Genomic DNA, 17695 nt, shown 5'->3' with positions numbered 1-17695 from the left:
CCGACGATTGCCAAACTGGTAGTTTTTTGACAGAACAAAACAGGCCAATGAACAGGTAAAATACAATATATTACCTGTTCATTGGCCTGTCAAAAAACACTCGGTTTGGCAATCGCCGCAGCATCTCCAGGATTTCGCGTTTTGCTTCTCGGCCTACCCGTCCCAGATGACGCACGAGGGCTGGGGGATGGCGATGCGCGCCTCCTCGCGAGGTGCGCCCGTGGCCGGGTCGAGGGCGAACATGACCACCTCGTTGCTGTCCTGGTTCGCCACGGCCAGGTGCCGCCCCTCGGGGGAGAGCGAGAAATGGCGCGGGCCGCGCCCGCCGCACGGGCAGTCGGCGAGCGGGGTTGCGGCGCCGTCCTGGTCGATGTCGAACAGCGCCAGACGGTCGCTGCCGCGCACGGACACGTAAAGGCGCCGCCCGTCCGGCGAGAACGCGGGATGCGCCGCCAGTACGGGATGCCCGGCGATGGCCTGGGCATGCGCTTCACCCTCCGACGGCCCGTCCGCCGATGACGCGGCATGGGTGGACGGCGCATCCTGCCCTTCGGCCACGGTCGGGAGCGCCAGGCGCCCTGCCAGCCTCCAGCCCGTGCCTGCCCGGTCGTACCGGTACAGCAGCACATCGTTCGCCAGCTCGTTCACCAGGGCCGCCAGCGGCAGGTGGGGATGGAACGCCAGCATGCGCGGGCCCGAGCCGGGCGGCACGCGCACGGTTTCCACCGGCGGGGTCTCGAGCGTTCCGGTGGCCTCGGCCCGGTAGAGCGTCACGGTGTCGATCCCCAGGTCAACCACGGCCAGCAGGTTCGTGCCGGGCACGAAGCATGCCGAGTGCACGTGCGGCGCGCTCTGCCGCGCGCGGTTCGGTCCGCTTCCCGCATGACGCACCGATGGCAGGCCGCCGCAGGGGTTTCCGTTGGCATCGAGCAGGCACAGCCCCACCGAGCCGCTTGCGTAGTTCGCGCCGTAGAGGCAGCGCCCGTCGGGATGCACGGCGGCGAAGCAGGTTCCGGCATCCGCGGGCGACGAACACGTGCCCCGGCAGCAGAGCATCCCGTCCTCGGCTGCCTCGTAGGCGGCCAGGCAGCTGCGGTCGGCCAGCTCGTGGGCTGCGTACAGGGTGCTCGCCGCGTTTCCGCCGAGCTTCGTCTGCGCGCCGGCCTCCGCGCCCGCCTGCTCGCCGGTCGGCTGCGCGCGCACGAGGTACGAGGGGTTCGGTGCATGCGTTCCGACGTTCACGATGTGCAGACGGCGCCCGCCCTCGTCGAACGCGAGCACGTAGATGCCCTCGCTCGCGGTGCCCTCGGTGTAGGTTCCCACGAACAGGCGCCGCTTCGCCCTCGCTCGCTCCATGGCGCAGACTCCTTTCATACGGTGCCGCTAACCGCGCTCCTGCGCCAGCTCTTCCCGGTTCAGCACGTGGAAGCGCCGGTAGAGCCGAAGCGTGGCCACTCGGTTCCATGCGGTGATCAGGGGCCCGGTCATGAAGGCGGCCACTACGGTGAACACCCCGATGGGCCCGCCGGCGAAGAGGGCCACCACGGTCACGAGGATGTCCTGGGCCATGCGCACGGGCGTGTAGGAGAACCGCGTGCGCGCCACGATCACGGGCGCCACGGCGTCGATGGGTGCCACGCCCATGCGGGTCTTCAGGTAGAGCGACACGCCCAGCGTGAACAGCAGCGTTCCGATCACCAGGTGCGCGCCCGCGCTCGCGAGGCCCGACGGCTGCCACGGCAGCAGGCCGTACAGCCAGGTGAAGAGCTCGATCAAATACCCCACGAACACCATGTTGATGATGGTGCCCAAGCCTATCTGCCACTTGTCGAGCGCGAACACCGCCACGAGTATCACGAGGTTCACCAGCAGCTGGAACGTGCCGAAGTCCATGCCGACGAGCGCGCTCAGCCCCAGGTTCATGGCCGTGAACGGATCCACGCCCACGTTGCCCACGCGGCACACGGTGGTGCCCAGCGCGATGCATACCACGCCGATGCACGAGAACAGCAGCTTGCCCTTCAGGTTGTACGTGTGGCGCAGGTCCATCCACCGCGCCATCAGCCGTCGCCCCGCTCGAACGACGGGTACAGCGCCATGCCGCCGTCCACGAACAGGCTCGTGCCGGTGACGTAGCTCGACTCGTCCGATGCGAGCCAGGCTGCGGCGGCGGCCACCTGCTCCACCGTGCCGATGCGGTGCAGCGGGATCATGCGCTCCGTCTGGGCGCGTGCCTCGGGGTCTTCGAACTTCTCGGCGTTGATGGGCGTTTCGATGGCGCCCGGCGCGATGCAGTTCACGCGGATTCCGAGGTGCGCGTACTCGAGCGCGATGGTCTCGCTGAACAGCTTCACGCCGCCCTTGCTGGCCGCGTAGTGCGCGAACGTGGGCCAGGGAATGCGCTCGTGGACGGATGACAGGTTGATGATGCAGCCTTTCCGGTCCTGCTCGACGAAGTGCTCGAGCGCCGCCTTCGAGCCCAGGAACACGCCGGTCATGTTGACGGCGAGCGTCTTCTCCCACACGTCGAGGGGCAGCTCGTGGGTGGGGTGGCGCGACTCGATGCCGGCGTTGTTCACCCATACGTCGATGCCGCCGAAGTGCTCGAGCGCGGCTTCGCGGAGCTTGAGCGCACCGTCCTCCTGCGAGATGTCCGCCTGTACGAGCACGACGCGCGCGGTTTCGCCCGATGCGTTGAACTCGTCGGCGAGTTTCTGGGCCTCGCCGCGGTGCTTGTCGCTGTGGAAGTTGACGACGACGCTCATGCCCTCCTGCAAGAATCGCCGCGCGATGCCGTGGCCGAGGCCGACGGATGCGCCGGTGACTACGGCGGTCTTGCCGTTGAGGTCGGGATACATGGTGTACCTCCTTTGAAGGGGCCGATTCGCAGAAGTATGGAGGTGTTCGGCGCCGCGCTTGCCTTGCAGAGGGGGAGCGTGGCGCTCTTGTCACGGCATTGCCACGCGCCCGGCACCGGCCGAGGGAAACCAGCCGAGTGCGGCGGGTGGGCGGGTGGGCGGCGGGGTGACGTCTCCTTCTGCCGTGCCGCCGCTGCGCTGCTGGGCGCGCTTGTCGGGTAGGGGAGGCGCTTTTTGGCCATAGCCTCGATTCTCGTCCACATGATCGCAGATTCTTGAACAGGGGAAATGATACGTTTCGCCTGATCAAGAGTGTGGACGAGAATCGAGGCTATGGCAGCGGCGGGGCTGCCCGGCGATGGTCGGCGGCGCTTCTGGGTGATTGGCGGGATGCGGGCGCGGGGTCGCCGTTCCGTTACGATGGTGCTATAATACCTATGATTTGTTACATTGCGACAAATAAGATGCTGTCGGGCGTGATGCGAGCGCCATTCGCGGCAGTCGGCGTGCTCGTCGCAAGAGCGCATCCGCGGCGGAGGGCGACCAGCGGTCTGAGGGGCCGGCCTGCCGCGCCTGCAGGCTGCACAGGGGGTCGAGATACGTATGTTCAACCTGCTCACGACAGGTTATCTGTTCCTCGGCGGAGCCGGGGCGGGGGCGCTCGTCGTGTTGGGCGCGCTCGAATGCGCCAACGTGCGGCGTCGGTTCGCGCTCCCTCCCGCCCGGGCTGCGCGCGTCGAGCGGGCGCTCGCGCTGCCCGACGAGTTCTTCGCACGCGGCTGGCCCGTGTGCTTCGTGGCCCTGGCGGCGGGCATGCTCTGCCTGCTCGTGGATCTCGGCCGCCCGGAGCGCCTGCTGAACCTGCTCACGTCCCCGGAGCCGTCGGCCATCGCCGTGGGCGCCTACGCGCTGGTTCTCGCGCTTGCCTGCGCCGGCGTGTTCTCGCTGGTTGAGCTGCTGGACGGGGTGCGCGTCCGGCCCGCTGTTGTGTGGGGAGCGGCCGTGGCCGGCGTGGCGGCGGGGCTCGTGGCCGTGGCGTACACGGGCGTGCTGCTGCAGGGGTTGGCGTCGGTGCTGTTCTGGCAGACGCCGCTTCTGCCGATGCTGTTCTCGCTGTCCTCGCTGTCGTGCGGCATCGCCTGCGCCTTCCTGGGCGCCGCGTTCGTCGAGACGCGTCGGCCCATCACGCGCCCGCTCGCTCGCCTGGCGCTCGTCGACGGAGTACTGCTGGTGCTGGAGGCCCTGGTGATGGCTGGCTATCTAGCCTGGGCGTTTGCAGGAGAGGGCACGGCGCTCGCAGCGCAGGCGCTCGTCGCGGGCGATCTGCGCTGGGCGTTCTGGGGCGGTGCGGTCCTGTGCGGCCTGGCGGTTCCATTCGCGCTCGAGCGCTGCCTCACGCACGGCAACAGCCGCACGCAGCTTCTGTGGATCGCGGCGGCGCTTCTGGCGGGCGGGTTCGCGCTTAGGTTCTGCCTCGTGGGCGCCGGGGCCTACGATGCGACGCAGCTGCCCGGCCTGCTGTTCGGTTTGACGATAGGATGAGAGGCAAAGCCATGAGACGACGAAAAGCCGACCGCACCATGCGGGACGCCCCCTACGAGCTCACCGACAAGGAGGCCGAGATCAGGGCCGCCACCTCGTACGTGCCGCGCAAGTCATCGCGCAACGGCGCGGTCATCTTCAGTATCGCCGTGTTCGCGATGACGGGCGCTGTCGTGCTGGGCGTCGCCCTCGTCGCGACCGGCGGCATCGGCCTCGCTGCCATCGTCGCTGCGCTGCTCACGGCGTTGCTCGTGCTGTCCTCCACGCACATTGCGCTCTCCTGGGAGAAGGTGGTGGTGCTGCGCTTCGGCAAGCTGGCGCGCGTCGTGGGGCCGGGCCTGTACCTCACCATTCCCCTCATCGAGCACGGCACCATCCGCGTGGACCAGCGCACTATCGCCACGCCGTTCTACGCCGAGAAGACGCTCACGGCCGACCTCGTGCCGGTGACGGTGGACGCGGTGCTGTTCTGGGTGGTGTGGGATGCCGAGAAGGCGTGCACCGAAGTGGAGGACTACTACGCCGCCGTGTCGTTTCTCGCCCAGACGGCCATGCGCGAGGCTGTGGGCCGTTCGACCGTGGCCGAGGTGGCGCTGCGCCGCGACCAGCTGGATATCGAGATAAAGGAGGACATTGAAAAGGAGGCGGCCAACTGGGGCGTCGACATCATCTCGGTGAAGGTGCGCGACATCGTGATCCCCGACGAGCTGCAGGAGGCCATGAGCCTGGAGGCCCAGGCCGACCGCGAGAAGAACGCGCGCATGTCCGTGGCCAGCGTGGAGAGCGACCTGGCCGAGATGCTGGCCGAGGCCGCGCGCATCTACGGCGATCCCGACGCGGCCCTGAAGCTGCGCACGATGCTCATGCAGTACGACACCGTGAAGAAGTCAAAGAGCGCCGTGGTCACGGTGCCGAGCTCGTTCTCGGACGGCTTCGCCGACGCCGCGGACAAGGCCGGTGCCGACGGGCTCGGCAGGGCGCCGTCGGACGCGGTGAGGGGCGGCCGGCAATGAGCCCGGCTATCGGGGCGGCAACCGAAAGCCGTCCCGTCCCGGTGCGGAACGGAGGGCTCGAAGAGGCACTGGTTCGGGGAAAAGCGGTGGTCGGCATGGGGATTGAACCGTTTACCCGAGGGGCGTCTCTCGTACGGATCGTTCGCCCGCGGCACTCCCGTTGCGGGGATTGCGCGAACGTTGCAAGGCCTGCAACCTGCGGCAACGTGGTTCTGTTATGATGAAAGCTAACCGACACCGTGAGAGAAAGCCCCATGAGCCCGCTTGAGTCGTTCGAAATAGATTACAGCAGCGGCCTGCCCGTATGGATACAGGTGAAGAACCGCATCGCCTATCTCATAGGCTCGGGCGCCTACGTTCCGGGCGACCGCCTGCCCACGGTGCGCGCGCTGGCCGTGGACCTGGACATCAGCTACAACACGGTGAACCGAGCCTACATGGACCTCGAGCGCGAGGGCTATATCTCCACCCGCAAGGGCAGGGGAACATTCGTGGCCGAGCGCCATTCCGTGGGCGCCGACCTGGCTGCGAACAGCCCGGTGGAGCTGCTGGTGGACGACATGATCCGCGCCTGCGCCAACGCCGGCCTCGCCGACGACGACATCATCGCCATGGTGGCCGCCCGACTGGCAAACAAGAAACTCGCGCACTAGGCGCGCGCCCGCCCGACGTGCCGTTACCGATCGGGAACAACAGCGCGAAAACCTCTTGACCGTTCCCGATCGGTAATAGTGTTCTCAAGTCGCTGGGTTCATCCCGAACGGGAACGCGGTATGAATCGAATACTCTCGGCAGGTGACTTTGGCGCGATCGTTCGTGCGCGACGGAAACAGCTCGGTTATTCCCAGCACCAGCTTGATGCTGTACAACTATTTGATCAGCAATTGCGGCGCGCATCTTAAAAACTATTCGCTTGCCTGGACTGGCTCCAACTCCGTGCGCTTTGTTCCGGCCTATGATCTTGTGTCGACAGCGGTGTACGACGGTCGGTGCGGAGCCAAACTGAGTCGCAGCATGGGCCTGCGCGTGGGGGAACACCTGAATATCGACAAGGTGAATGCCGACGACTTCGACCTGCTTGCGAAAGAGCTGAGGCAGCCAGCTTGGCAGGCTGCGGACGAGCGTGCGCGCTTGCGACATGAGCTGCCCGATGCGCTGCGGCGTGCGGCGGAGCAGGCGGTATGCTCGGGCTTCGGCGAGGAAGCCGATGCATTGGCCGACCGCATCCTTTTCGGCGCCAAAGTTCGCATGAAGGCGTTCGGCTAGCACATCGTAGATGACCCTTCTATCTCCTTCTATCTCCGATCCGGCATAGTTTATTCTATTGATTGTCGCAAGACATTGTGATAATGTGACAATATCGAGATTGGCCAATACGAGGATTAACAAGGGGGTATCCCGAAGGCCAAGCGAGGGGAGCGGAGGTGCGCACTACGTTTTCCCGAGCAGCTTTCTCCAGGGTATCCTGATGATCTTTGAGGAGGAGATATGTCAGGAAACGAACGCCCACATTCTGGGTTCACGCGCCGAAGCTTTCTCAAGACGACTGCCGTTGCGGCCGGTCTGGCCGCGGTCGGTACCGCCGCAACGCCGTCGCTCCAGGCCTTGGCGGCAAATTACGAGTCAGGTCAGGATGAAACGAAGAGCGAACATGTATTCTGCGGAGTCTGCCGCGGCAATTGCTCTGGCACTTGCAAGCTCAACGTCCATGTTCGCGATAACAAAATCGTAAAGACTTCAAAGCGCAAATTCAATTCCTTTCCGAACGGCGAGATCGATAGGATTTGTCTGCGTGGTTTAAGTCACCCCTACAACGTTTACGGTCCGAACAGGATCCAATATCCCTTGAGGCGTGTCGGAGATCGAGGCGCGGGAGAGTGGGAGCGCATCAGCTGGGATGAAGCTGTGACTGAAATTGCTGAAAAATGGCAGGCGATACGAGAGAAGTACGGCGACCAGGCAATTGCTTACACGCGAGGATCGGGCAATATGGGAACGATCAGCGGCGTTGCTTCTCCCATGTTCAATGTTTTCTTCAATAAGATCAATGCAACGCAGATCAAGATTGCTCGTGATCAGGCAAATACGCGTGGCGTCAATCGCGTTGTAGGCAGCCTGGGCGATTGGGTTCTTAATGATCCTTCGGACTTCAAGAATGCTAAAACGCTATTTGTCTGGGGAGCCAATATCACAGATGCCCAGATGCACGATTGGCATTTCATAGCGGAAGCTCAAGAATCAGGTACGAAGCTGGTGGTTATCGATCCAGTTTTAACGCAATTAGCTGCTAAAGCAGACAAATGGGTGCCGATACAGCCAGCAACCGATGCTGCGCTCGCGTTGTCTATGATGTATGTGATGGTGAGTGAGGAGCTTGAGAACAGGCCGTTTCTCAAGGAGCACACGTGCGCTCCGTTTCTAGTCAGAGAAGATACAGGGAAATTCCTTCGCATGAGTGATCTTGGGGTGGAGCCGACTGTTATCGAGGTAAGCAGAGAGCAGGTTTCGGCCGCCTCAAGTTCTAACAAGGGCGCCGCTGTTGGCCAGGGTTCGACGATAACGAAGATTGTAGACCAGCCGGCGGTGCTCGAATTCGACGGAAAGCCGGTCGGAGCTGATGATGCCAAGGACCCCAGGCTAAGCGGAACGTATAACTTTAACGGGGTCACTTGTCGTACCGCATACGATCTTCTCGTTGCCGATATCATGGACTATTCACCGGAAGCGGCCTCGAAGATATGCGATATCCCCGCTGATACTATTATCGAACTGGCCCATATGGCGGTGGATGGTCCGTGCATTCATCGACTCGGCTGGGGATCCAACTCATACACGAATGGCGTGCACGCCGCCCATGCCAATATAACCATGGCGGCTTTAACGGGGCAAATAGGTTATCCGGGTGCGGGTACCGGTATTGGTGATTTTAAACCCTGTTGGGGCATCAATGCTTTGGTAAAGGGCATGACGGCTGCAAAATATCCCATGATATCGGCGCTGTTTTTGCCCGAAATAATGCGTACTGGTAAGTATAAAGGACAGGATTATCCTATTAAGTCGCTCTACGTTTATTCAGGGAACCCCGTTTGCAATCAAGTAAACACTAATGAATACCTACGCGATATTGTAGGAAATCTCGATTTTCTCGTCGTTGCCGATTATACGTTTACCGATACGGTCAAGTATGCCGACATCGTTCTTCCAGCTGCGCATTGGTTCGAGCAACAAGATGTGATTGCCATTTCGGCCACGCAATGCTTTATCTATAGTGAAAAAGCGATTGATCCTTTGTACGAGTCGAAGTCTGACTTGGATATCCTTCGCCTATTTGCCGAAAAGATGGGCCATCCTGACTTGCTTTCTCTTTCCGATGACCAATACATGGCACAGGTCATCAATACGCCGGCTTTGGAAAAGCTAGGTATAACCTGGGAAAACGTGAAAAAGAACGAAGACATGTATTGGTATCCAAGCAAGCCTTGGATACCGTGGGAGAATGCCGAATTCAAAACTCCTTCTGGGCGAATGGAGTTCTATGTAGAGAATCCGACCGTTCAGTTTGATATGGGGCAAGAATTCGATGTTGAACGCGAACACTTGCCGCGGTATTTCAATCCGACTGAGGCGTACCAAGGAAGTCCTGCCTGGGATAAATACAAGCTCATTCTTTTGAGCGAACGTCCAAGATTCCGCGTGCATTCCATGTGGTCTGACAACCAGTACCTGCGCGAGCTCGACCCCGAGCCGACTATCAAAATGAATCCCGTCGATGCTGGCGAGCGCAATATAGCAGATGGCGACTATGTGGAAGTGTACAACGATCGCGGCCACTGCGTTGCGAAAGCCATCCTTAACGATGCCGTTCGTCCCGGATGTACGGTGTACCCGAAAAGCTGGCAGCAAAACCAATTCAAAGCCGGATCGTGGTCGGAATTGCTGACTTCGGTCTACGATCCAGTTGGGGTGAATGAGAGCTATTTCGACAATCTGGTCGAGATTCGTGTCTGGAATGAGGGGTGAGCACTGTGGTAAAAGAACGGCTCGGAATGACGATAGATACCAAGCGTTGCATAGCATGCAATTCATGTGCAGTCGCTTGCAAGATAGAAAATAATCTTCCTAACTTCAATTGGTGGAACCGGGTGATGACGGTCGGCGGCAATCACATGGATGCACCTTCAGGGATGTACCCGAATCTTGAAATGTACAACATAACGCTTGCCTGTCAGCATTGCGAAAACCCTGCGTGCGTGAAGGTGTGTCCGGTAGGGGCGACTTACAAGGATGAGGAAACGGGAGTCGTGCGTCAAGACTATGACAAGTGTATCGGTTGTCGTATGTGCATGGCGGCCTGCCCTTACACGGGTGTGCGCTCGTTCAACTGGGAAGAGCCGAGGTATCATCTTGAATTCTCCGTCGGAGACTCCGATGTGCCTGGGCATCAGAAACATGTTGTAGAAAAATGCACCATGTGCTGGCATCGGCTTGCTAAGGGGTTAGCGCCTGCATGCGTTGAGGCTTGCTCTGCCCGTGCTCGGCATTTCGGGGATTTAAACGATCCTGACTCTGACGTCTCTCGCCTTATTCGCGAACGCGGATACCAGCAATTGCTGCCGGAGCGCGGAACGGAACCGTCCGTTTACTACCTCGTTTAGCTTGGAAGGAGAACTATCATGACCGAGGATATTTCGGCGACACCATCGCCTAGAGCTTCGTCGCCCAAGGTCCCTGCTGCCAAATTCGGGGGCAGGGGAATCAATATCGGCATCGCGGTTGCTGCCGTCGTGACCGTCGCGGGCCTCGCCCTGTGGGTCGTGCAGCTCTCCGGCGGCCTCGTGCAGACGGGGATGCGCAACTTCGACTCGTGGGGGCTCTACATCACTCTGTTCATGTTCCTGGTGGGCCTGTCGGCTGGCGGCCTCATCATCTCGTCGGTGCCGCGCGCGTTCGGCATGAAGGGTTTCGGCGGCATCTCGAAGGTGGCCGTGTGGACGTCCATCTGCTGCACGGTGCTCGCCATCGCCTTCGTGGTGGTGGACCTGGGACACCCGGCGCGATTGTGGGAGTTGTTCGCGTACTCGAACCTGGGCTCGCCGCTCATGTGGGACATCATCGTGCTGGGCACCTACCTCGTCCTTTCCATCGTGTACCTGTGGGCCACGCTGCGCTTCGAGGGCGGCAAGGGGTCCGAGAGGTCGCTGCGCGTCATCAGCGTGGTCGCACTCGTGTGCGCCATCCTGGTGCATTCGGTGACGGCCTGGATCTTCGGCCTGCAGCAGAGCCATGAGATGTGGTACACGGCGCTTCTGGCCCCGTGGTTCGTGTCTTCGGCGCTCGTGTGCGGCACCTCGCTCGTGCTCGTGGTGGTCATCGCGCTGCGCCGGGCGGGCTACCTCGAGCTCGACCAGGCGAACATCGTGAAGCTGGCGAAGATGCTGGGTGCGTTCGTGCTGGTGGACCTGTACTTCTTCGCCTGCGACCTCCTGACCGCCGGCTTCCCGAACGCCTCGGGCGCGGAGGTTGTCGCCATGCTGACCGCCGGACCTCTCGCGCCGTTCTTCTGGACCGAGATCGTGGGCTGCGCCCTCTGCGCCGTGGTGTGCTTCGTGCCGAGGCTGCGCACGAGCCCGTTCATCGTGGTGGCATCGTTGCTGGCCATCGTGGGTATTTTCTGCAAGCGCGTGCAGTTGCTGGTCGGTGGCTTCCAGATCCCGAACATCGACATGGCCGGCCCCCTGACGCCCTACACCGTGACCGGCTGGGAGTCTGGCATGGCGGGCGCCTACCAGGGAATGGTCTACTTCCCGACGCCGCTCGAGTTCGGCGTGGCGCTGGGCGTGATGGGCCTGGGGGCGCTCCTTTTGCTGGCGGGACTGAAGTTCCTGCCGCTCAAGCCCGCGAAGTAACGACGACTGTTCGTTCGAAGCGCGCCGGGTCCGACCCCCTCCCTGCCCGGCGTGCCTTCGCAGTTCGACGGGCGTCTATCGTCGCTTGCGCGTTGTCGCGCGGCAGGCTCCCCGGATTGAAGGGCGATGGTTTTCATGGTGAGAAAACTTGCGGTGACGTTGACGGTGTTTCTGCTGGTAGGCCTCTGCGTGTTCGGCGCAGGACTGGCGGTCGATGCCGCGGTGGGCCCGCCGCAGGCGATAACGGCCGATTCCCCCTGCCCGGCCGTCGGGTGCGTCTCGGGGGAGTGCCATGGGTTCGACAACGTGCCCGCGCCCGACGGCGTCCACGAGATGAGCTGCCCCGAGGCATCGTGCTCGAGCTTGGAATGCCATGCATGGGACACGTTGGCAACGCGCTACCACCAGGCGAGCGACGCGAGCCTGAACCTGTGGGTGCTCGCGCCGGTGGTGCTGGTGGTCGGCCTGGTGCTGATCGTGCGGAAGCTTTAGGAGGGGGCTGTGGACGCCAGGAAAAACCTTGGGATCGATGCTCTCGCGCTGGGGATATACGCGGTTGCGGCCAATCCCGCCTTCACGGGTATCGCGGTGCACGAGTGGGCAGGGCTCGGGCTTGCGGTCGTGTTTGTGGTGCATGCGGCCGCCCATGCCGATTGGGCGGCCGATGCGGTGCGCTCGGCGTGGGGCGAGCCCTCGTGGGCGCGTACGGGCTACCTCGTGCTGGACGCGCTTATCGTGGCGAGCTTTATGGTGGTGACGGTGTCCGGCCTCATGGTGTCGGGCGCGGTTCTGCAGGCGTTCGGATTGTATGCGCCTGGCTATTATTTCTGGGACCCGTTGCACGCGGTTGCGGCGAAGGTCTTGCTTACGTTGCTGCTGGTGCACGTGGTGGTGCATGCACGATGGATCGTGCGCATGGTGAGGAAGGGGAAGGGCGATGGCGAACTTGATTGACGAGCCGAAGGAGTGGCAGGCCCGCGCGGCCCTGTGGGAGCTGGCGGCGCTGTCCTTCCGCTATCCGGGCTCGGAGCTGGCCGAGGCGGTGGCATCTGGCGAGTGGGCCGAGGCTGCCGAGGAGCTGGCGGCGGTGCTCGGTCTCGAGGTACGGGGCGGCCGCGAGGAGGAGGGGCCGGGGTGTTCCAGCTCGGATGCCCTCCTGGGCGCCCTGCGCCCCGAGGCCACGCGCCTGTTCGTGGGCGCGCCCGCGCCCGCGGTCTCGCCCTACGAGGGCGTGTGGCGCGCGGCCGACGACGGGGTGCAGGCGCTCCTGTTCGTGAACCCGCACTCCATGGAGGTGGAGCGCTTCATGCGCGCGTGCGGCCTCGGGCGCCCGGAGGGCACGAACGAGCCGCTCGACCACGTGGCCACGGAGTGCGAGCTCATGGAGCACCTGGCCCTGCGCGCCGCCGGCGCGGAGCCGCCCGAGGGAGCGCCCGCCGGCGCCGACCTCCCCGGCGGCTCGCCCGAGGCGGCCTACGGGGCCTTCCTCGAGGGGCACGCCCGCGCGTGGATGCCCCGCTTCGCCGAGCGCGTCGCCGCGAAGTCGCGCGTCCCCTTCTACCGCGACGCGGCCGCGCTGCTGGGCGCGCTCGTCGGGTAGGGGAGGCCGCTTTCGGGCCACAGCCCCGATTCTCGTCCACGTGGCCGCAGGTTTCTGAACAGGCACGATGATGTGTTTCTCCTGATCAGGAGTGTGGACGAGAATCGAGGCTGTGGCAGCGGCGGGGCTGCCCGGCGACGGTCGGCGGCGCTTCTGGGCGATTGGGGGGGGGCGCTGCTCCGCGAGCGCGGCCACCCCCGCCTGCGGCTGCCGCGGCCACCCCCGCCTGCAACTTCCGCTAACGCTTCTCCATCGCGGGTTTGAAGCAGGCGAGCGCCCAGGCGTCGTCGAGCGCAAGGCCGATCCGCTCCTCCAATCCCTCGCGGCGGGCGGTCAGCCAGAGCGCGTGCCACCCGAATGTGCGCCCCTGCCGTCCGCGCGGCTTCGGGAAAGCCACCCACAGCTCGCCGTGGCGGGAAAGCGCTTCGCGTGCCTCGGCTATGCGCGCGCGGTACTCGTCCAGGTTCGTGGCGAACAGCACCGCGAAGTCGTACGGCCCTCGGGAGGGGAAGGCGACCAGCTCCTGCCCGGCCGCCATGGCGTGGAACTCGGGCGGGGCGTACAGCGCGACCCCCTTCGCGCCCTCTTCCAGATGCATTTTCTTGAACACGGTGGACTCCATACGTTCCTCCTTCCCTCACGTGCCTGACAGTTTTCCCGGCCAGTCTAACGCGAGCGCCGCCCCGCCGCGTCCATCGCTGCCGTTCTGCAACGTGCGCGTCGCCCGGCCTTCGCACGATGCGCACATGGCACGGTTGCCCAAAATGCCCTACAATAGCCTCCATGATTGTCTTAGGATAATTTGCATCGCGCAGTGTCGGCGATCGGTTCGACGCCCGTCGCATCGGGGCGCGGCACGCTGTCGGACACCTCCGCGGCGGGCCATGCGCTCGCTGCGCGGCGCGTCTGACGCGCGTGCCCAACGACTGAAAAGGGAAGGGGTGGCTCGATGCTCGGTCCGCTGATCGTGTGCTACCTGTTCCTGGGCGGGACGGGCGCGGGCGCATGTCTCGTGCTCGCCGTGCTGGGGATGCTGGCGCCGCGCGAGCTCGTTGCGGTGCAGGGTGCCGGCGGGCGCGGCGCCAGTCGCGGCCCGGCAGGCGCGCACGCGGTGCTGCGGCCCCCGGCGCCCTACCGCAGGTTGCTGGCTCCCGGCTATGCGGCGGCGCTCGTGGCGCTCGTGCTGGGCATGGTGTGCCTGCTGGCAGACGTGGGCCGCGCCGACCGCCTTCTCCTGCTGCTCACCAGCCCCGCGTTCTCGCATGTGGCGGTGGGCGCCTGGTCGCTGGCGGTCTGCGCGGCGCTGGCCGTGCTGGCGGGGCTTGCCTGGGCCGGCCTGGCGTGGCGCTGGCGCTTCGCGGCGGTGCGGGTGCTGCAGGTGGCGCTGGCGTTGGCGGCGCTTGTGGTCATGCTGTACACGGGGCTGCTGCTGCAGAGCCTGAACGCGGTGCCGCTATGGGCCACGCCGTGGCTGCCGGCGCTGTTCGTGCTGTCGTCGCTGTCGTGCGGCATGGCGCTCGTGCTGGCCGCGGCCCAGCTCACCGGTGCGGCGTTCGCGTTCGTCACGGTGCTCGGCCGGCTGGCTGCCGTCGATGCCGCCGTCGTCGTGCTGGAGGCGCTCGTTCTGGCCGCGTTCGTGGGCACGGCGCTCGCGGGCATCGGCGGCGACTTCCTGGTCGACCGTACGGCCGAGGCGTTGGCGGCGTCGGCCGAGGCCCTGGTGGCGGGCGAGGCGGCCTGGCTGTTCTGGGGAGGGTTCGTGCTGGCAGGACTCGCCGTGCCGTTCGCGCTCGACGTGGCCTTGGCCCGGCTGCGACGCCCGCGCCCGGCGCTCGCCCTCGTGGCGGCGGCGTGCGTGCTGGCTGGTGGGCTCGCCATGCGGTTCTGCGTGGTGGAGGCGGGCATGCATCCGCTGCTTGCGATGGCGTCTTGACGAAGAGAAGGCTGGAGGAACATGTTCCCGTTCGAAGTTGATACCACGACCGACGTGCCCCTGTGGGTGCAGCTGCGGCAACGGCTGATCCATCTTATCAACACCGGCTACTTCAAGCCGGGCGACCAGCTGCCCACGGTGCGCGGCCTGGCGTCCGAGATATCCATCAACTACAACACGGTGAACAAGGCGTACCTGAGCCTGGTTTCCGACGGGTACCTGGAGTCCACGCGCGGGCGCGGCGTGTTCGTGCGGGGCCTCGATGCCGACGTGGGCGACGAGCACGCCCAGGAGATCGATGCCATCCTCGGCGATTGCGTGGCGTCGTGCCGCGATCTGGGGCTGACGCTCGACGACGTGCAGAAGTGCATGGTGCGCAAGATCAAGCAGATGAAGCGCGAGGCCGGGGAGGAGCCGGCTGGCGAGGCCGGAGGCGGCCGTATAGTGGAGATCGACGTGGGCTGCGTTGGCCGCGCGTCGCAGACGGGAGCGTGATGGCATTGGCAAGGAGAAGCGGTGCGCAGGGCTTCGCGCCCGATACGGCGGCGTTCGCCGGCAAGGGGGCGGCGCCGTCCGCCCATCGGCGGTCGTTCCAGGTGGTGCCCGATGCGAGCACCGAGGTCGTGGGCGAGCGCGCCTCCAACGCCGGCGTGCTGCTGTTCTCGGCGGTGGTGTTCGCCGTGTCCTTCTGCGCTGTGCTGTGCGCAGCATGGGTTCTCGCCGGCGGCATCGGCCTCGGCGCGGTGGTTGCCGCCTTGGTGGTGGCCGTGCTCGCCACCATGTCGGTGCACATCGCGCAGCAGTGGGAGAAGGTCGTGGTGCTGCGCCTGGGCAAGTTCAACCGCGTGTCGGGCCCGGGCCTGTTCTGGACCTGGCCCGTTATCGAGCAGAACACCATGCGCGTGGACGGCCGCGTGCGCGTGACCACGTTCGGCGCCGAGGAGACGCTCACGGCCGACCTGGTGCCCCTCGACGTGAACGCCGTCTTGTTCTGGCATGTTTGGGACGCGAAGGCCGCTTGCACCGAGGTGGGCGACTTCACGCGCGCCGTGGAGCTGGCTGCCCAGACCGCGCTGCGCGACGCCATAGGCCGCGCGGGCGCCGCCGAGGTGGCCATCCGCCGCGAGCAGCTCGACCGCGAGCTCAAGCGCGTGCTGGAGGAGAAGGTGGCCGCCTGGGGCGTGACCATCCTGTCCGTGGAGGTGCGCGACATCCTGCTGCCGAAAGAGCTGCAAGACGTCATGAGCCTGGAGGCCCAGGCCGAGCAGCGCAAGAAGGCCCGCATCATTCTCATGGAAGCCGAACAAGACATCTGCGAGATGATGGACGACATGGGCGACACCTACGCGAAGAACGGCGCCGCCCTGCGCCTGCGCTCGATGCACCTCCTGTACGAGAGCGTGCGCGAAACAGGCGGCACCGTCGTGGTGCCGAGCTCGTTCAGCGAGGGCTTCGGCGACGTGCTGGGCGACGCGGCGAAGGATGCGCTGGGCGGAAAGACCGGCAGCGGGAAAGCATGAGAGAACCCTGCGCAAAGGATTTCCGCTTTTTACATTGATCCAGGTAGACAGCTCATGCAAAAGATGCAAAAGTTTGCAAAAAACGAAAAAGTTTGCAAAAATGATGCTCGCAAGGCCCTTCTGGAAAGGTATAGCCATGGTATTGCACAACCCTTTCACACCCTCGTTCGGCATCATCCCGCCCTACATGGCAGGAAGGGAGGATCTTATCGAGGAGCTTTCGAACGCCTTTTCCAACGGCCTCGGGGATCCCAATCTTTCGACCATCGTGTCGGGCCCGCGCGGTTCGGGCAAGACCGCCCTCCTTTCTTTTGTGGCCGAGGAGGCGGCATCGCAAGGATGGATATCCGCCAACACCACTGCGGCGACAGGAATGCTCGAGGACGTTCTCGACCAAGCGACCGTTGCGGCGCGTGATTTCCTTGACTCGTTGGACGGTAAGAAGCTCAAAGGTATAACCATCGGCCAGTTTGTCGGATTCGAGTGGGATAACGAGACCCCGCGTTCGGGCAATTGGCGCACGCAGATGAACGCGCTTCTCGATCAACTTGCGGAGCACGAGGTGGGCCTGCTCATCACGGTCGACGAAGTACGGGTCGATCTCGAGGAAATGCGGCAACTTGCCCGAGTATACCAGCATTTCGTGCGCGAAGGCCGCAAAGTCGCCCTTCTGATGGCGGGGCTTCCCCATGCAGTGTCAGCTCTTTTAGGCGACGAAAGCGTGTCGTTTCTTCGCAGGGCGCGCAAGCATGCTCTTGGCCGTATTCCCGATAACGACGTGCGTGATGCCATGAGCATCACCATCGTGCAGGGCGGTAGGGCCATATCGCCAACGGCGCTCGATACCGCCGTACGCGCTGTCGATGGGTTTCCCTATATGATGCAGCTTGTTGGCTATCGTGTTTGGGCGGAGAGGCCTGCATCCAAGGAGATATCGCCAGACGATGTCGCCCGAGGTGTGGAGCTTGCCCGTCGCGAGATGATGGAGGGGATTCTCGAATACACCTATCGCGAGCTGTCGAAGGGGGACAAGCGCTTTTTGGCCGCCATGCTTCCCGATGCCAAGGACAGCTCCCTTGCCGACATAGCCGAGCGTATGGGCGTGAAGAGCAATTACGCCTCCCAGTACAAACGGCGTTTGTTGGAGCAGGGCGTGATCGGCGAGTATCAAAAAGGATACGTGCGCTTCGACATGCCGTCGTTCAGGGAGTACCTGCAAACGCAGTTGGAGGGATAGCATCCTAGATGCCCCAGTTGCGCGTCGAGGATGATGTGCTACGCTGCGGAGGTAGCAGCCTGACAATTCAATGACCTGCGCAATCA

Annotated in this window: 18 protein-coding genes; 14 read left to right on the top strand and 4 right to left on the bottom strand. The window is 64.0% G+C overall.

Features of this window, described 5'->3' with window-relative positions:
* Positions 1-153: 153 nt before the first annotated feature.
* From LB310_RS00785 to LB310_RS00775, 3 genes are read right to left on the bottom strand one after another with little or no spacing between them, the layout of a single operon-like run.
* Positions 154-1356 carry a lactonase family protein gene (locus LB310_RS00785; RefSeq protein ID WP_301154051.1) on the bottom strand — a complete coding sequence of 401 codons (1203 nt, stop codon included), beginning with the start codon at positions 1354-1356 and terminating at the stop codon, positions 154-156.
* 27 nt (positions 1357-1383) lie between these two features.
* Positions 1384-2049 carry a YitT family protein gene (locus tag LB310_RS00780; protein WP_278805504.1) on the bottom strand — a complete coding sequence of 222 codons (666 nt, stop codon included), beginning with the start codon at positions 2047-2049 and terminating at the stop codon, positions 1384-1386.
* An 11-nt stretch (positions 2050-2060) separates the two neighbouring features.
* Entirely contained in the window at positions 2061-2858 is a 798-nt protein-coding gene (locus tag LB310_RS00775; protein WP_278805503.1) for a glucose 1-dehydrogenase, read from the bottom strand.
* 603 nt (positions 2859-3461) lie between these two features.
* Between LB310_RS00775 and nrfD (LB310_RS00770) the strand changes: the two genes are divergently transcribed.
* From nrfD (LB310_RS00770) to LB310_RS00725, 10 genes are all read left to right on the top strand, one after another.
* Entirely contained in the window at positions 3462-4400 is a 939-nt protein-coding gene (gene nrfD / locus LB310_RS00770) for an NrfD/PsrC family molybdoenzyme membrane anchor subunit (RefSeq protein ID WP_015539599.1), read from the top strand.
* A gap of 11 nt (positions 4401-4411) precedes the next feature.
* Positions 4412-5413: a slipin family protein gene (locus LB310_RS00765; RefSeq protein ID WP_227154090.1), complete on the top strand. Its 1002-nt coding sequence runs from the start codon at positions 4412-4414 to the stop codon at positions 5411-5413.
* A gap of 254 nt (positions 5414-5667) precedes the next feature.
* Positions 5668-6066, top strand: coding sequence for a GntR family transcriptional regulator (locus LB310_RS00760; protein ID WP_087191269.1), 399 nt, complete (start codon positions 5668-5670; stop codon positions 6064-6066).
* 148 nt (positions 6067-6214) lie between these two features.
* Positions 6215-6679 (top strand): HipA domain-containing protein, encoded by a 465-nt coding sequence (locus tag LB310_RS00755; RefSeq protein ID WP_147274545.1) that lies wholly within the window; start codon positions 6215-6217, stop codon positions 6677-6679.
* 222 nt (positions 6680-6901) lie between these two features.
* Positions 6902-9433, top strand: a complete 2532-nt coding sequence (locus LB310_RS00750) for a molybdopterin-dependent oxidoreductase (RefSeq protein ID WP_041239335.1) — start codon at positions 6902-6904, stop codon at positions 9431-9433.
* Between the two features lie 26 nt (positions 9434-9459).
* Positions 9460-10068 carry a 4Fe-4S dicluster domain-containing protein gene (locus tag LB310_RS00745; RefSeq protein WP_083809010.1) on the top strand — a complete coding sequence of 203 codons (609 nt, stop codon included), beginning with the start codon at positions 9460-9462 and terminating at the stop codon, positions 10066-10068.
* A gap of 18 nt (positions 10069-10086) precedes the next feature.
* A complete protein-coding gene (nrfD, locus tag LB310_RS00740) occupies positions 10087-11319 on the top strand; it encodes an NrfD/PsrC family molybdoenzyme membrane anchor subunit (protein WP_278805502.1) in 1233 nt (410 codons plus the stop codon).
* A gap of 135 nt (positions 11320-11454) precedes the next feature.
* On the top strand, positions 11455-11811 hold the full coding sequence (locus LB310_RS00735) for a hypothetical protein (protein ID WP_096228660.1): 357 nt from the start codon (positions 11455-11457) through the stop codon (positions 11809-11811).
* A gap of 9 nt (positions 11812-11820) precedes the next feature.
* On the top strand, positions 11821-12273 hold the full coding sequence (locus LB310_RS00730) for a DUF4405 domain-containing protein (protein ID WP_096228661.1): 453 nt from the start codon (positions 11821-11823) through the stop codon (positions 12271-12273).
* Positions 12257-12919 (top strand): molecular chaperone, encoded by a 663-nt coding sequence (locus LB310_RS00725; protein ID WP_227115149.1) that lies wholly within the window; start codon positions 12257-12259, stop codon positions 12917-12919. Before LB310_RS00730 ends, LB310_RS00725 begins: the two co-directional genes overlap by 17 nt.
* Positions 12920-13157: 238 nt before the next feature.
* On the opposite strand, the gene LB310_RS00720 is transcribed toward LB310_RS00725, so the two are convergent.
* Complete coding sequence (locus LB310_RS00720) at positions 13158-13541, bottom strand: hypothetical protein (RefSeq protein ID WP_227115150.1); 384 nt, start codon at positions 13539-13541, stop codon at positions 13158-13160.
* 327 nt (positions 13542-13868) lie between these two features.
* Between LB310_RS00720 and nrfD (LB310_RS00715) the strand changes: the two genes are divergently transcribed.
* The 4 genes from nrfD (LB310_RS00715) (at position 13869) to LB310_RS00700 (ending at position 17609) form a co-directional block, all read left to right on the top strand.
* Positions 13869-14852 carry an NrfD/PsrC family molybdoenzyme membrane anchor subunit gene (nrfD, locus tag LB310_RS00715; RefSeq protein WP_278805500.1) on the top strand — a complete coding sequence of 328 codons (984 nt, stop codon included), beginning with the start codon at positions 13869-13871 and terminating at the stop codon, positions 14850-14852.
* Between the two features lie 21 nt (positions 14853-14873).
* Positions 14874-15347 (top strand): GntR family transcriptional regulator, encoded by a 474-nt coding sequence (locus LB310_RS00710; protein WP_114569087.1) that lies wholly within the window; start codon positions 14874-14876, stop codon positions 15345-15347.
* Positions 15347-16372, top strand: coding sequence for a slipin family protein (locus tag LB310_RS00705; protein ID WP_114569086.1), 1026 nt, complete (start codon positions 15347-15349; stop codon positions 16370-16372). Before LB310_RS00710 ends, LB310_RS00705 begins: the two co-directional genes overlap by 1 nt.
* A gap of 136 nt (positions 16373-16508) precedes the next feature.
* Positions 16509-17609, top strand: coding sequence for an AAA family ATPase (locus LB310_RS00700; RefSeq protein WP_244909847.1), 1101 nt, complete (start codon positions 16509-16511; stop codon positions 17607-17609).
* Positions 17610-17695: the final 86 nt, after the last annotated feature.

This window comes from Gordonibacter sp. RACS_AR49 (assembly GCF_030418435.1).
Lineage (GTDB): Bacteria > Actinomycetota > Coriobacteriia > Coriobacteriales > Eggerthellaceae > Gordonibacter > Gordonibacter urolithinfaciens.
The sequence above is the reverse complement of the archived record's forward strand: the minus strand, read 5'-3'. Positions and strand labels throughout refer to the sequence as shown.

What these genes read in the sequence shown, in the direction of transcription:
- LB310_RS00785 (WP_301154051.1), bottom strand. Translation starts at nt 1,356, where the DNA reads ATGGAGCGAGCGAGGGCGAAGCGGCGCCTGTTCGTGGGAACCTACACC.
- LB310_RS00780 (WP_278805504.1), bottom strand. Translation starts at nt 2,049, where the DNA reads ATGGACCTGCGCCACACGTACAACCTGAAGGGCAAGCTGCTGTTCTCG.
- LB310_RS00775 (WP_278805503.1), bottom strand. Translation starts at nt 2,858, where the DNA reads ATGTATCCCGACCTCAACGGCAAGACCGCCGTAGTCACCGGCGCATCC.
- nrfD (WP_015539599.1), top strand. Translation starts at nt 3,462, where the DNA reads ATGTTCAACCTGCTCACGACAGGTTATCTGTTCCTCGGCGGAGCCGGG.
- LB310_RS00765 (WP_227154090.1), top strand. Translation starts at nt 4,412, where the DNA reads ATGAGACGACGAAAAGCCGACCGCACCATGCGGGACGCCCCCTACGAG.
- LB310_RS00760 (WP_087191269.1), top strand. Translation starts at nt 5,668, where the DNA reads ATGAGCCCGCTTGAGTCGTTCGAAATAGATTACAGCAGCGGCCTGCCC.
- LB310_RS00750 (WP_041239335.1), top strand. Translation starts at nt 6,902, where the DNA reads ATGTCAGGAAACGAACGCCCACATTCTGGGTTCACGCGCCGAAGCTTT.
- LB310_RS00745 (WP_083809010.1), top strand. Translation starts at nt 9,460, where the DNA reads ATGACGATAGATACCAAGCGTTGCATAGCATGCAATTCATGTGCAGTC.
- nrfD (WP_278805502.1), top strand. Translation starts at nt 10,087, where the DNA reads ATGACCGAGGATATTTCGGCGACACCATCGCCTAGAGCTTCGTCGCCC.
- LB310_RS00735 (WP_096228660.1), top strand. Translation starts at nt 11,455, where the DNA reads ATGGTGAGAAAACTTGCGGTGACGTTGACGGTGTTTCTGCTGGTAGGC.
- LB310_RS00725 (WP_227115149.1), top strand. Translation starts at nt 12,257, where the DNA reads ATGGCGAACTTGATTGACGAGCCGAAGGAGTGGCAGGCCCGCGCGGCC.
- LB310_RS00720 (WP_227115150.1), bottom strand. Translation starts at nt 13,541, where the DNA reads ATGGAGTCCACCGTGTTCAAGAAAATGCATCTGGAAGAGGGCGCGAAG.
- nrfD (WP_278805500.1), top strand. Translation starts at nt 13,869, where the DNA reads ATGCTCGGTCCGCTGATCGTGTGCTACCTGTTCCTGGGCGGGACGGGC.
- LB310_RS00710 (WP_114569087.1), top strand. Translation starts at nt 14,874, where the DNA reads ATGTTCCCGTTCGAAGTTGATACCACGACCGACGTGCCCCTGTGGGTG.
- LB310_RS00705 (WP_114569086.1), top strand. Translation starts at nt 15,347, where the DNA reads ATGGCATTGGCAAGGAGAAGCGGTGCGCAGGGCTTCGCGCCCGATACG.
- LB310_RS00700 (WP_244909847.1), top strand. Translation starts at nt 16,509, where the DNA reads ATGGTATTGCACAACCCTTTCACACCCTCGTTCGGCATCATCCCGCCC.